Source organism: Pseudogracilibacillus sp. SO30301A, from assembly GCF_037072025.1.
In the GTDB taxonomy this organism is placed as follows: Bacteria; Bacillota; Bacilli; order Bacillales; family Amphibacillaceae; genus Pseudogracilibacillus.
Genome location: NZ_JAXHDD010000080.1, coordinates 1 through 13,050, shown reverse-complemented (window position 1 = coordinate 13,050; position 13,050 = coordinate 1). Strand labels below are relative to the sequence as shown.

14 protein-coding genes and 2 tRNA genes are annotated in these 13,050 nt (G+C 34.9%); 3 read left to right on the top strand and 13 right to left on the bottom strand.

What is annotated here, in order from left to right; genetic code table 11:
• The 3 genes from groEL to SPD89_RS21285 form a co-directional block, all read right to left on the bottom strand.
• Positions 1 to 1,021: chaperonin GroEL (gene groEL / locus SPD89_RS21295; RefSeq protein WP_336263948.1), on the bottom strand; the 1,021-nt coding region annotated here is incomplete at its 3' end.
• A gap of 79 nt (positions 1,022 to 1,100) precedes the next feature.
• Complete coding sequence (gene groES, locus SPD89_RS21290; protein ID WP_336263947.1) at positions 1,101 to 1,382, bottom strand: co-chaperone GroES; 282 nt, start codon at positions 1,380 to 1,382, stop codon at positions 1,101 to 1,103.
• A 247-nt stretch (positions 1,383 to 1,629) separates the two neighbouring features.
• Positions 1,630 to 2,100: an S-ribosylhomocysteine lyase gene (locus SPD89_RS21285; RefSeq protein ID WP_336263946.1), complete on the bottom strand. Its 471-nt coding sequence runs from the start codon at positions 2,098 to 2,100 to the stop codon at positions 1,630 to 1,632.
• Positions 2,101 to 2,319: 219 nt separating this feature from the next.
• Here SPD89_RS21285 and SPD89_RS21280 point away from each other — a divergent pair, with 219 nt between their 5' ends.
• Entirely contained in the window at positions 2,320 to 3,027 is a 708-nt protein-coding gene (locus tag SPD89_RS21280; RefSeq protein WP_336263945.1) for a CPBP family intramembrane glutamic endopeptidase, read from the top strand.
• An 11-nt stretch (positions 3,028 to 3,038) separates the two neighbouring features.
• A complete protein-coding gene (locus SPD89_RS21275; RefSeq protein ID WP_336263950.1) occupies positions 3,039 to 3,203 on the top strand; it encodes a YdiK family protein in 165 nt (54 codons plus the stop codon).
• Positions 3,204 to 3,856: 653 nt separating this feature from the next.
• On the opposite strand, the gene SPD89_RS21270 is transcribed toward SPD89_RS21275, so the two are convergent.
• Both SPD89_RS21270 and moaC read right to left on the bottom strand, forming a co-directional pair.
• On the bottom strand, positions 3,857 to 4,486 hold the full coding sequence (locus tag SPD89_RS21270) for a redox-sensing transcriptional repressor Rex (RefSeq protein ID WP_336263949.1): 630 nt from the start codon (positions 4,484 to 4,486) through the stop codon (positions 3,857 to 3,859).
• A gap of 20 nt (positions 4,487 to 4,506) precedes the next feature.
• Positions 4,507 to 4,995 carry a cyclic pyranopterin monophosphate synthase MoaC gene (gene moaC / locus SPD89_RS21265; protein ID WP_336263944.1) on the bottom strand — a complete coding sequence of 163 codons (489 nt, stop codon included), beginning with the start codon at positions 4,993 to 4,995 and terminating at the stop codon, positions 4,507 to 4,509.
• 152 nt (positions 4,996 to 5,147) lie between these two features.
• On the opposite strand from moaC, the gene SPD89_RS21260 reads away from it, so the two are divergent.
• Entirely contained in the window at positions 5,148 to 7,061 is a 1,914-nt protein-coding gene (locus tag SPD89_RS21260; protein WP_336263943.1) for an ABC-F family ATP-binding cassette domain-containing protein, read from the top strand.
• Between the two features lie 165 nt (positions 7,062 to 7,226).
• On the opposite strand, the gene SPD89_RS21255 is transcribed toward SPD89_RS21260, so the two are convergent.
• From SPD89_RS21255 to SPD89_RS21220, 8 genes are all read right to left on the bottom strand, one after another.
• Positions 7,227 to 8,405: an FtsW/RodA/SpoVE family cell cycle protein gene (locus SPD89_RS21255; RefSeq protein ID WP_336263942.1), complete on the bottom strand. Its 1,179-nt coding sequence runs from the start codon at positions 8,403 to 8,405 to the stop codon at positions 7,227 to 7,229.
• 436 nt (positions 8,406 to 8,841) lie between these two features.
• Positions 8,842 to 9,852: a tRNA (adenosine(37)-N6)-threonylcarbamoyltransferase complex transferase subunit TsaD gene (gene tsaD, locus SPD89_RS21250; RefSeq protein WP_336263941.1), complete on the bottom strand. Its 1,011-nt coding sequence runs from the start codon at positions 9,850 to 9,852 to the stop codon at positions 8,842 to 8,844.
• Positions 9,849 to 10,301 (bottom strand): ribosomal protein S18-alanine N-acetyltransferase, encoded by a 453-nt coding sequence (gene rimI, locus SPD89_RS21245; protein WP_336263940.1) that lies wholly within the window; start codon positions 10,299 to 10,301, stop codon positions 9,849 to 9,851. The genes tsaD and rimI overlap by 4 nt, the downstream gene beginning before the upstream one ends.
• Positions 10,294 to 11,004 carry a tRNA (adenosine(37)-N6)-threonylcarbamoyltransferase complex dimerization subunit type 1 TsaB gene (tsaB, locus tag SPD89_RS21240; RefSeq protein WP_336263939.1) on the bottom strand — a complete coding sequence of 237 codons (711 nt, stop codon included), beginning with the start codon at positions 11,002 to 11,004 and terminating at the stop codon, positions 10,294 to 10,296. The genes rimI and tsaB overlap by 8 nt, the downstream gene beginning before the upstream one ends.
• 14 nt (positions 11,005 to 11,018) lie before the next feature.
• Positions 11,019 to 11,492, bottom strand: a complete 474-nt coding sequence (tsaE, locus tag SPD89_RS21235) for a tRNA (adenosine(37)-N6)-threonylcarbamoyltransferase complex ATPase subunit type 1 TsaE (RefSeq protein ID WP_336263938.1) — start codon at positions 11,490 to 11,492, stop codon at positions 11,019 to 11,021.
• Entirely contained in the window at positions 11,493 to 12,473 is a 981-nt protein-coding gene (thiL, locus tag SPD89_RS21230; RefSeq protein ID WP_336263937.1) for a thiamine-phosphate kinase, read from the bottom strand. It lies immediately after the preceding gene.
• 142 nt (positions 12,474 to 12,615) lie between these two features.
• Positions 12,616 to 12,692: transfer RNA gene (locus SPD89_RS21225), tRNA-Asp, on the bottom strand.
• A gap of 113 nt (positions 12,693 to 12,805) precedes the next feature.
• Positions 12,806 to 12,882, bottom strand: a tRNA-Met gene (locus tag SPD89_RS21220).
• Positions 12,883 to 13,050: the final 168 nt, after the last annotated feature.

The window sequence follows — 13,050 nt, the reverse complement described above, 5'->3', positions numbered from 1 at the left end:
CGATTGCATCAGGGCTTCCAGCTCCTTCAACAATTGTTGTGTTTTCTTTAGAAACAACAATTTTTGCCGCACGTCCTAATTGACTAATTTCAGTTGATTTTAGATCTAGAGCTAAATCTTCTGTAATAACTTCCCCACCAGTTAAAATTGCAATATCTTCTAACATTGCTTTACGACGGTCACCAAATCCCGGAGCTTTTACCGCAACAGCGTTAAATGTTCCACGTAATTTGTTAAGCACCAATGTTGCAAGTGCTTCACCTTCAACATCTTCAGCAATAATTAAGATGGATTTCCCTTCTTGCACAACCGCTTCAAGAACTGGTAAAACTTCTTGGATATTAGAAATCTTTTTATCTGTAATTAAAATGTATGGATCTTCTAAAACTGCTTCCATTTTGTCTTGGTCTGTAACCATATATGGAGAAGCATATCCGCGATCAAACTCCATACCTTCAACTACTTCTAGCTCAGTAGAGAATCCTTTTGATTCTTCAATTGTAATAACTCCATCATTTCCAACGCGCTCCATTGCTTCAGCAATTAGTTGTCCAATTTCTTCTTCACCGGAAGAAATAGCTGCAACTTGCGCGATTGATTCTTTATCTCCGATGTTGTTAGAAATACCTTTTAGTCCTTCCACTGCCGTTTCAACAGCTTTTTCAATTCCACGACGGATACCTACTGGGTTTGCACCTGCAGTAACGTTTTTAAGTCCTTCACGGATCATTGCTTGTGCTAACACTGTTGCAGTTGTTGTACCATCACCAGCTACATCGTTTGTCTTGGAAGCAACTTCCGATACAAGTTGTGCACCCATGTTTTCAAATGCATCTTCCAATTCAATTTCCTTAGCAATTGTTACACCATCATTGGTAATGAGTGGTGAACCAAACTTTTTATCAAGAACAACATTACGTCCTTTAGGTCCTAATGTTACTTTTACAGCATCCGCTAATGTGTCTACCCCATTTAGTAGGGATTTACGAGCTTCTTCACTAAATTTAATTTCTTTAGCCATAACTTAATAGTACCTCCTTAAAATATTTGTATCTTTATGTTTGTGATAAGCATGTTACTAAGTATGTTTCAAATCGTTATTATTCAACGATTGCTAAAATGTCACTTTCTCGTAAAATTAAGTATTCTTTACCTTCGTACTTAACTTCAGTACCTGCAAACTTAGAGAAAATAATATGGTCATTTTCCTCTACTTCTAGCGCAACTTTTTTACCGTCAACAATTGCACCTGAACCTACCGCAACCACTTTACCTTCTTGTGGTTTTTCTTGTGCAGAGTCTGGCAGTACGATACCGCTCGCAGTTTTTTCCTCCTGCTCAACAAGTTCGATCACTACACGATCTCCTAATGGTTTAATCATGTAAAGAAACCCTCCTTAGACTTTATAATAATATTTTTTCTCATTGTTAGCACTCGAGACTGTCGAGTGCTAACACCAATTATTATAATAAATAATTTTAAATTAAAATGCAAGTGTTTTCTACTTTATTAGATTAATTCAATAAAAAAGAGGGCTGCTTCCTCTACTAAATTTTTGGGTAAAAAAACAAACAGAGAAAAGAATAAACTTTTCTCATTCTCTTCTCTGTTTATAGGGATATAAAACATTATTGAAAAACATTTCTCCACTCGGACTTTTTGGCGAGCATTTTTCGGGCATTTTCTTTTGCACCTTCTAGGCTATGGCTCGCTGCCCAACCACATTGCACTTCATTGCATGCAGGGACTTCCGTAGCTTTTAGTACATCTTCCAGTACTTTTTCCACTAAATTTAAAATATCTTCATAATCATCATGGTTAATCACAGATAAATAATAACCAGTTTGACATCCCATTGGACTAATATCTACAATTTTATCTGAATAATTTCTACTAAGTTCCGCCATTAAATGTTCCAGTGAATGTATAGCCGGCATTTCCATGTGCTCTTTATTTGGTTGAGTAAAACGAAGATCATATTTATAAATTTCATCCCCGTTAATTCCCTTACTCACTCCCGCTAATCGTATATAAGGAGCTTTTACTTTTGTATGATCCAGGTTGAAGCTCTCCACATTTAATTTCTTTACTTCACTCATTGGTATCATCCTCCTAATAACTTTTTTGTTCTTTTGCAGTGTATTAATCCCATTAATTTACTTGGTTTATAAAATATATCACTTATAGTTACATAAGGCAATGATCTTTTTCCAATAATATTTAAAATGGATTGAAAATCATATCCTTCATTAATATTAACTGTATTCACTTTATGATATGATACATAATGTAAATTTAATTACAAGGGAGTTTTTTATTTGTTTCCTAAAAGATATTGGTTTGTCTTTTTAATATACGTATTAATGTTAGTAATGACAGCAGTTGTTCCCGTTATTTTATATTTTGGATTCGGAATTGATCCGCTTGAAGTAGCGATTTATTCCAATGTAGTCGGCTTTATTATTGGGCCAATATTAGTCTTATTATTAATGCGGAAAGATTTGAGTCAAGAAAAAATTGCACACCCAATTTCGGCCGGGAGAATTATTGGATGGACTGCACTCGGTGTGTTATTAGCTTGGAACACGCAAGCAATTGCAGCCACCATTGAAATTGAGTTTTTCGGCATCGATCCTTCTTCTGAAAATACCGAAGTCATCGTAGAAATGACAAGAATGAATCCGATATTTTTGTTAATACCTGCAATCAGTGCTCCCATTTTGGAAGAATTAATTTTTCGGAAAATCATATTTGGATCACTTTATAAAAAATTCAACTTTTTTTGGGGCGCCCTTATTTCCTCGCTCATTTTCGGTGTACTTCATATGGATTTAACTCATACTTTAATATACACGACAATGGGATTTGTTTTTGCCTATTTATATGTCCAATCGAAAAGAATTATTGTGCCGATTCTCGTACATATGACATTAAATACAGTCACTGTTTTAGCACAATTACTGATTGATCCAGAACAATTAGAGCAAATCCAGAACAACGCTATGTTTATTTTCTTTGGAGGCTGATATTTTTGAGAATGGCAATACTTTATTTTTTAATGGGGTTACTTTTTGCTTATTTAGCATACACAAGTGTCCAAGATACGATATGGAATGCAACAACAATATTACTAGCTGCTGTTGCTGCTCTAGGCTTTGGAGTAGGGTACAGATATTTGCGCATGCATTTAAAGAAAGAATAAAAATCAGACAGAGACATAACGAAAACCTCAACTCCAAAGACGGACGATCACAGGATGATTTTACTTCACAATTGAAAGAAACTGTGTCATAGCTATTTAATCATTACTGGAAAGAATGACTCGACCTTCAAGATGTCGAGTTGATTTTGAACATGTCGAGTCGTTTCCGAACACGTCGAGTCATTTTCCAACATGTCGAGTCAATTCCGAACAGGTCGAGTCGATTCCAAACATGTCGAGTCGTTTTCCAACATGTCGAGTCGTTTCACAACATGTCGAGTCATTTTCCAACATGTCGAGTCGTTTCCGAACACGTCGAGTCGTTTTCCAACATGTCGAGTCGTTTCACAACATGTCGAGTCGTTTCACAACATGTCGAGTCGTTTCCGAACATGTCGAGTCGTTTCACAACATGTCGAGTCGTTTCCGAACATGTCGAGTCGTTTCCGAACATGTCGAGTCGTTTCCGAACACGTCGAGTCGTTTCACAATATATGAGTCGCCCCCTACCCCTAGATATGGAGTTGATACATAACAAGTAGACTCTTATGTCGCCGTTTATGGATAAACCTACTAATTAGAAAATCCGAACTAATATAAATTTTAATAGTTCAGATTTTTCACCCAAGAACCAAAACTTTTGTCCCGGTATTTTACAATGGATAGTTTTTCAAAAAGTAAACAAATGATTGCAATTCAACGGATAAATCAATATGATGTATACGAACATCTTCTGGAAGCGTAAGTCTAGCTGGTGTAAAATTAACGATTCCTTTTACCCCTTGTTGAACGATTCGATCGGCGATTTCTTGGGCAGCAGAAGCTGGCACAGTTAGGATTACGACTTCAACATCCCCTATTTTTTCTTCTAAATCATCGATATGATAAATTGGCACACCCCCGATAAATGTACCGGCTTTCTGCTTGGAACGATCAAATGCCATCGCTAATTTTGTATTATTATTTCTTGAAAAGTTATAATTAAGTAATGCTGTCCCTAGGTTTCCAACGCCAACTAAAGCTACTTCTGTCATTTCATCATGTGCCAACGTCGTTTTAAAAAACTCAAGCAAATAATCCACATTATAACCGTATCCTTTTTTCCCCAAAGCTCCAAAATAGGAAAAGTCTCTGCGAATGGTTGCAGAATCAACTTTTACTGCATCACTTAGCTCTTTTGAAGATACACGTGTTTTCCCTTGATTATGTAGATTGGATAAAAATCGATAATATAAAGGTAAACGTCTAGCTGTTGCTTGTGGTATTTTATGTTGCAAATTGATTCCCCTCTTTCTAATTTCCTTTATATTTCGTCTCGTGAAAAGTCTCCTGACTTTCCACCAGTTTTTGACACTAAATATGTTTCCCCAATGACGATACCTTTATCGATCGCCTTACACATATCATATACGGTGAGTGCCGTTGCCGAAGCGGCAGTCAATGCTTCCATTTCAACACCTGTTGAACCTTTCGTTTTAACAGTAACGTTTATTATTAATTTATACTTTTTATCCGTTTTTTTCCAATTAAAAGTTATATTAACTCCACTTAAAGATAGTGGGTGACACATCGGAATCCAATTAGAAGTATTTTTAGCTGCCATAATCCCTGCTACTTGAGCAACTGCCAAAACATCCCCTTTAGCAATTTGATTCTCGGTTATTTTCTTATAAATTTCGTCTATTACATAAACGCTAGTTTGTGCAGTAGCAATCCGAACAGTCGTTTTTTTATCTGAAATATCGACCATTTTGGCACGACCTTGTTCATTAAAATGGGTGAAATTTGACATCGATTATTCACTCTTTCACATATATTCTATACTTAGTTTAGCAGATATAGTCAGATAAGTCCGATATAAAAGCCTTTTTCTATCTCAAGTTGATAGGAATTGCAGAGTAGTTAGTAAATAAGATACACTTGAATAGGAATGGGGTGTACAACATGATTTTAATGCAATTAAAAAATATCGTGAAGTCTTTTGCTGGCGACATTATTTTACATGACATTAATATGGAAATTCAACATAGAGACCGCATTGCAATCGTAGGACGAAATGGTGCGGGCAAATCAACCTTACTTAAAATTATGACAGGTGAAATGGATTACGATCGTGGTGAAATTTTTAAAACGAAAGATTTGACCATTGGTTATTTAGCACAACATAATGATTTAGTTTCCACACATACCATTTTGGAGGAAATGCTGTCTGTATTCACTTCATTTATTGAAGAGGAAATAGAGTTAGCTAATCTTGCTGAGGAAATTGAGAAAAAGAGTTCCAATGGGAAATATGATGAAAAGCTAATTAATGAATATAGCAGACGTCAAGAAAATTTTGAACAAAATGGAGGTTATCGTTATAAAAGTGATGTAAAAGGTGTTTTAATCGGTCTTGGTTTTCCCGAAGAAGACTTTGATTTGTTTGTTAACGACTTAAGTGGTGGACAAAAAACACGTCTTTCGCTGGGAAAGCTTTTATTGCAGAGACCGGAATTGTTAATTTTGGATGAGCCAACGAACCATTTGGATATTGCCACATTAACTTGGTTAGAAAATTATTTAAGTAATTATGAGAAAGCACTACTAATCGTATCGCATGACCGCTATTTTTTAGATAAAATCGTAAATGTAGTTTACGAAGTTGCTCATAAGCAAACATATAAATATCACGGATCTTACTCAAACTTTCTACAACAAAAGGCATTAAACTACGAACGAGACTTAAAATTGTATGAACGCCAACAACAAGAAATGAAGGAAATGGAGGACTTCATTCAACGCAATATCGCAAGGGCTTCTACAACGAAGCGTGCGCAAAGCAGGCGTAAACAATTAGAGAAGATGGAAAAAATTGACCGACCTTTAGGCGATGAATCCAGTGCATCTTTTTCTTTTGAAATCGAAAAAACAAGTGGTAATGATGTCCTCTCTGTCAATGACTTTTCCTATACGCACCCGGACGAAAGTGAAGCCCTATTTAAGAATGTTTCTTTCAACCTTCATCGTGGTGAAAGAGTTGCACTTATTGGGGAAAACGGTATCGGCAAAACTACTCTATTAAAAGCAATAATGCTAAAAAGTCAGGAAAATATAAGATTAGGATCCAATGTACAAATTGGTTACTATGCTCAAGAACAAGAAAATTTAACTCCAAAAAATACGGTATTAGCGGAAGTGTGGGATGAATTTCCGAATAAAACAGAGCAAGAAATTCGGACTGTTTTAGGTAATTTTTTATTCACTGGTGAAGAAGTGGAAAAAAATATTTTTATGTTAAGTGGTGGAGAAAAAGCAAGAGTATCTCTAGCTAAATTAATGTTAAAACGGTCAAACTTTCTATTACTAGATGAACCGACAAACCATTTGGATCTTATGAGTAAAGAAGTACTTGAAGCTGCTTTACAAGATTACGCAGGAACGATTTTATTCGTTTCTCATGACAGGTATTTTATTAATAAAATTGCCGACAAAGTTTTTGATTTGAAGCATGATGGTGTAACAATTTACCTCGGAGATTATGATTATTATTTGGAAAAAATAATGGAACAAGAAGAGATTAAAAAACTGGAGAAAAATAAAAATACAAAAGACAAGGACAATCCTAACTACGCACAATTATCATTTACTGAACAAAAAAGATTACAAAGTAAACAGAGGAAGAAAGCAAGACAAATAACAAAACTGGAAGATAAAATTGAAAAATTAGAATTAAAACTGGAAGGAATAGAATTGTCCATGACCGATCCAAATAACTTTAATGATCATGAAAAACTATTGGAATTAACAACAGCATCAAATGAAATAAAAGAACAGATTGAACGCTTAATGGAAGAATGGACAATGTTACAAGAATAAATCAAAACAGCTTGTAAGATTTTTTGTACAAGCTGTTTTTTGCAATGATCACTTTTTACCTTTTGCAAGCCCACCCCGGTCAACTCCTTGTGGAGGCTCCATCAGATTAGCCCCACCATCAGCGTAAAAGGAAACTTTTGGAAGCAACGATGCATTCATCCACAACTAATTAAATAAGAAATCCTGTTGACGTGACTGCTCAACCGCTACACGATAAACGATACCATATCCAATCATTGTAGATATTATAGTACTTCCTCCATAACTTATAAATAAGAGTGGTATCCCGGTTATTGGCATGATCCCAATCGTCATTCCAATATTTTGGAATGTGTGAATTAGTATTAAGGCCATAAACCCAAAACAGACATAGGAACCGTAAGGACTAAATTGAAAGCTTTTCATTCCGAGAGTTACCAACTTATAGATCAGTAAAAAGAAAACAAAAATAACAATGGAAGCACCTATAAACCCAAAACTTTCTCCAATTATTGAAAAGATAAAATCTGTATGTGCCTCAGGTAGAGCAACTTCCGGATTATTCATACCTTTTCCTGTTAATTGTCCAGATCCAATCGTAAGTAGAGAACGATCAATTTGATACCTGTCATCTTCTACTTGTTGCGTTGGATCAAACCATGTCATAACTCTATCAATTTGATAAGGTTTAATTCCTAATACAGCTTGCGAAAGATCCGGGAAATTCACAATCAAGAGTACTGCCATAACAAGTGCGGCAATCCCACCTACTATCATAACAAAAAGAATCTTCCAATCAATACCGGACAAGATTATTAACATTCCAGCTATAAACAAAAATACGACGGACGTTCCTAAATCGGGTTGTTTTAAAATAAACGCAATTGGCAGCAGAGTTGCAAAAATAATTTTTAAGATTAACCACAAGTCACTGTTCAACGTATTATTGACAAACTTTTCTTTATGCTTCACAATAAGTGCGGCCAAAAACATAATAAAGACTATTTTTGTTATTTCAGATGGCTGTATTGTAATAAATGGTATTTCATTAAACCAACTCTTAGATCCATTTACAGGGCGAGCAATTGAAGATGGACTAAAATGCAAAATAACTAATAGTAATACTCCAAAAATATAGAGATAAAGACTAGATTTATATAATTGCTCCAAATCAACAAATTGTATAGTTATTAATAACAAAATACCAATAATATAATATATAATCTGTTTTAAGGCAAAATTTCCTTCAAGCTCATATTGTCCAAGCTGTTGTGCATTATAAATTGCTAAAAGACTAATGGCGATAAAAGCTAATAATATAATAATAAGATCAAGCTGTAAATAATGTGATTGTTTCTTTGACATTTTGTCTGACCACCAAATTTCTAAATTAAAATAAACAAAAGCAAACATGGAGAAGTCTCGATTCAGAAGGAGATATACGGACAAGACCTTTAGTGCAAACATTGAGTCAGAAAGGCATATTTTTTAGTTTGTTTTTATCCCTTTCTGAACTTGAATTGTACTTATTTTATGTGTAACATCATACCTGAATTGGTCTTCTGGCAATTGTTTTTCTTGAATCATTACTGAACCTCCGCCAATGATGGAAGGAATTGTAAGGACACTTCAAAGATAATAAAATACACTCGTTTAATTATAAAACTTTTTACAGTATTTTTCTAGTTATCCACAATATTTTATTTAAAAACCTTTATTCACACACTTATTCACAAGAACCAGATTGCTATGCTTTATATAATACGCTTTATGCACAACTCTGTGGATAGTCTGTGCATAATTATGTTAATTCCATTGATGCTTTTCCGTTTAAATCCCAGGATGCAAATTTCCCTTGACGATATTTAATGCTAGCTGCGGCTGCGATCATTGCCGCATTATCTGTACAAAGCTGAATTGGTGGAATGTAAACAGGAATAGTTGTATCGATAAATTTTTCGTTAATTTTAGATCGTAACCCTTTATTAGCCGCTACTCCTCCAGCTACTATTACTTGTTTTACTTTGTTTTGCATTGCAGCAAGGTATGTTTTTTCCGTTAATACATCCACAACACTCGCTTGAAAACTTGCCGCAATATCTTCTTTTGTAATTTCTTCTTTGCGCTGTTGTTTGTTATGAATATAATTAATTACAGCTGATTTTAATCCGCTAAAACTAAAATCGAAGCTATCTTTTTCTAACCATGCTCTTGGGAAATCTAGAATATCCTTCCCTTCTTGAGCTAGTCGATCCATATGTGGTCCTCCTGGGTACGGCAAATCGAGTGATCTTGCAATTTTATCATATGCTTCTCCTGCCGCATCGTCTAAAGTCTCACCAATTAATTCATATGCTCCATGCTCACGCATTAAAACCAGTTCAGTATGTCCTCCTGAAACAATTAATGCAAGAAGAGGAAATTCAAATTCTGTTTCTAATTGATTCGCATATATATGACCAGCTATATGGTGAACACCAATCAATGGTTTATTTTTCGCAAATGCCAGAGCTTTAGCCGCATTTATGCCAACTAAAAGTGCACCGATTAAGCCAGGTCCTTCTGTCACAGCAATGGCGTCAATTTTTTCCCAAGTTATATTTGAATGTTGAAATGCTTCCTCCAAGACAACTGTTATTTGGTCTGTATGTTGTCTTGAAGCAATTTCAGGGACGACACCTCCAAATCGTTTATGACTTTCTATTTGGGAAGAAACGACATTTACAAGTGTTTCCCTTCCATTCTTTACAATTGCAACAGCTGTTTCATCACAACTCGTTTCGATACCTAAAATAATATGATCTTTATTCAATATAAGTTCACCCACATTACTAATGCGTCTTCGCCGTTATCGGAATAATAGCTTTTTCGAATTCCTCCAGGTACGAGACCAAATTTTCGATACATTTTTTGAGCAATGATATTCGATACACGTACTTCTAAAGATAAACGACTCGCACCTTTTTTAATAGCATACTGGACAGCAAATCCAAATAATTTTTCACCTATTTTATAACCTCTATACGTTGGTAATAATGCTATGTTTGTTATTTGTGCATCATCTTCTACAATCCATAATCCAACATAACCGATAATTTTTTCTTCGTCTTCTTCGATCACAAAATAATGAGCGTAGTTATTTTGATTGATTTCCTGTACAAATATTTCCTTTGTCCATGGCATGGAAAAAGAAACACTATCAACCACCATTACATCCTCAATATCATTTACGTTCATTTCTCTAATTGAAAACTCAGCCATGTTGATAATCATCCTTTTGGCTTCTTATCCAATTTGCTTCCGCTTCTGTAATTCGCAGATAATTTGGGCTAACTAAATGCACTGGTGTTTCTTTTTTTTGTTTAGCTAATATGAATAAATTAGATGGCTTAGGAAGGTGATATAAATTTTCCGGTATAATAGCATTTTCTCCTACTATTGAAATAATCATTTCTTTAAACGAATCTAATTGTGTACTTAAAAACAGAACATCACTATTAAGCTTTTTAAGCTCATATAGCCAACTCTCCATCGATTTATTACGCTCTTGTTTTATTGTTTGAAGTTTATTTTTATTGTTCCATTGATATAAACCAGTAAAGACAGTCTTTCTACGCGCATCAAAAAACGGACAAATATACCCTCCACAGAATCGGGCATTAGCTGCAAGGACTTCTAGGCTGGAAACGGTATAGATTGGTATGTTTAACGCCCAAGCTAATGTTTTTGCGGTTGTAACACCGATTCTCGTTCCCGTATAAGAGCCGGGACCATAAGCAACAATAATTTCATGCAATTCATCCGGCTTCATTTCTACTTCTTTCATCAAATCAACAATAGCTGGCATAAGTCGACTTGAATGATCTTTTTTTATATTTGTAATTAATTCTGCTACAATCGTTTCATTTTTCATAATTGCTAATCCTAATACTTGGTTAGAAGTATCGATTGCTAAAATGCTCATTGAAAATCCCCCAGTTAATTACTCTCATTACAATGTTCTCTTAGTTGAAGAACGACATTTTCAAAACGCTTTCCTTTAGGTATCAATGTCAATTTTCGTTTATCCAGATTGATATGTTCAATTTTCACTATCAATCGCTCTTCAGGAAGATATTCTGTTATAAAACTTGCCCATTCTACAACACTAACACCATTACCAAAAAAATACTCATCAAAGCCAATATCCTCATCAGAATGCTCAAGTCGATATGCATCCATATGGTACAGAGGAATTTCTCCATCATATTCCTTGATAATTGTAAAAGTCGGACTTGTTACCGCTCGTTTAATCCCTAGTCCTTTAGCAATTCCTTTTGTAAAAGTCGTCTTCCCTACCCCGAGATCTCCTTCTAACGTAATAACGTCTCCATGCTCAAGTAAAGAGGCAAGGTAAGTTCCGATTTTTATCGTTTCATTTTCCGTATCAGTTATTTGCTCAAATGCAATCATTTATTCACCAACCTTGTGGATATAACCATGTTTTTCTAGTGTTTGAATTTGCTTTCCTTTTTTTACAAAAACTTGACCAATTGAGTTTGTATTAAAGTGGACAGTTCCTATTTTAGTTACTAGTACATCTGTTTTTAAGGCGGCTTCCTGAACTTTTGCCCAATCTCTCGGAGGAACCGTCCCAACTAATTCAAAATCTTCGCCACCAAAATATTTCCATTCAAATTGCTTAGTCATAGAAAAATGATCAAAATTAGGGCTGGTTGGTATTTTGTCATCATCAATTGTAATGGAAACTTTTGAGTTATAAGCAATTTCCCTTAATTCATTAGCAATTCCGTCACTAACATCATTTAATGAAATCCGTTCGATAGACTGTAAAGACTTTGAAAAGTTTACTCTTGGTGAGGGCATCCTATGACATTGAATATATTTTTCATATTCTGGTCGATCTAAATGTAAATCATTACTTAAGAGATGTAATCCAACTTGTGAATCGCCTAGTGTTCCTGTTACAAAAACGATATCATTATGTTTAGCATCACTACGGTAACGTGCTTTTCCAAGCGGTACTTGTCCAATTATCGTTATCGTTATTGTTAGTTCATTACCTGAAACAGTATCTCCACCGATTAAATCCATCTTAAATTCATTAGAAATAGTTTTCATACCATTATAAATTTGAGCTAAATCATTTTTCGTCGTCTGTTTTGGAACAACGATCGAGACAAGATAAAATTTAGGATCTGCGCCCATTGCTGCTATATCACTTATATTAGCAGCTAATGCTCGATAACCGATATGAAAAGGTTCCATCGTTTGTTTTGTAAAATGCACTCCTTCGACAAAAGTATCAACTGCTGTAACAATGTCTGAGTTGGTTACACGAAAAACTGCTGCATCATCACCTATTCCCTTTATAATCGATGACTGATTATATGAATTTTGTTTAATAGAATCAATAAATTGGAATTCATCCATGATAAAACACCTTTCTCAGGTTTTCAGGTAACCGTATTTTCTCATTTATTCATATTTATTTCAATTTTAAAATGTATTATCTCATTTTTATCTATAAACATAAAAAAATACATGTTTTCATAACATGTATACCTTTAAAATATGGCGATCCGGACGGGACTCGAACCCGCGACCTCCAGCGTGACAGGCTGGCATTCTAACCAACTGAACTACCGGACCTTTTTTATTTTTTTAAATATGAGTGAGTATTACTTATTAATTTATTTAACTCATTAATAAGGTACAACGATTAAGATATTTGGTTGCACTAAAGTACAAAAGTTAAGATATTTTGGTTGCGGGGGCAGGATTTGAACCTGCGACCTTCGGGTTATGAGCCCGACGAGCTGCCAGACTGCTCCACCCCGCGATATAAAAAAGTATTTAGTTTGACCCTGCCTTTAAATAAAAGTAGATCTTTTGGGGAGTTTTCTGTGCTTACACACTCTTCACATGTGATACACGCATCTACTCCGTGATACGAATCTATTTTATTACACCTGTCTCTTAAACAGGAGTTTAAAATATTGCCTGGCGA

Bases quoted from the DNA above. Each gene is read 5' to 3' on its own strand.
- SPD89_RS21285 (WP_336263946.1), bottom strand. From the start codon at position 2,100: ATGAGTGAAGTAAAGAAATTAAATGTGGAGAGCTTCAACCTGGATCAT.
- SPD89_RS21255 (WP_336263942.1), bottom strand. From the start codon at position 8,405: ATGTCAAAGAAACAATCACATTATTTACAGCTTGATCTTATTATTATA.
- thiL (WP_336263937.1), bottom strand. From the start codon at position 12,473: ATGGATGAATTCCAATTTATTGATTCTATTAAACAAAATTCATATAAT.
- SPD89_RS21260 (WP_336263943.1), top strand. From the start codon at position 5,148: ATGATTTTAATGCAATTAAAAAATATCGTGAAGTCTTTTGCTGGCGAC.
- moaC (WP_336263944.1), bottom strand. From the start codon at position 4,995: ATGTCAAATTTCACCCATTTTAATGAACAAGGTCGTGCCAAAATGGTC.
- rimI (WP_336263940.1), bottom strand. From the start codon at position 10,301: ATGGCTGAGTTTTCAATTAGAGAAATGAACGTAAATGATATTGAGGAT.
- tsaB (WP_336263939.1), bottom strand. From the start codon at position 11,004: ATGAGCATTTTAGCAATCGATACTTCTAACCAAGTATTAGGATTAGCA.
- SPD89_RS21275 (WP_336263950.1), top strand. From the start codon at position 3,039: ATGGCAATACTTTATTTTTTAATGGGGTTACTTTTTGCTTATTTAGCA.
- tsaE (WP_336263938.1), bottom strand. From the start codon at position 11,492: ATGATTGCATTTGAGCAAATAACTGATACGGAAAATGAAACGATAAAA.
- groES (WP_336263947.1), bottom strand. From the start codon at position 1,382: ATGATTAAACCATTAGGAGATCGTGTAGTGATCGAACTTGTTGAGCAG.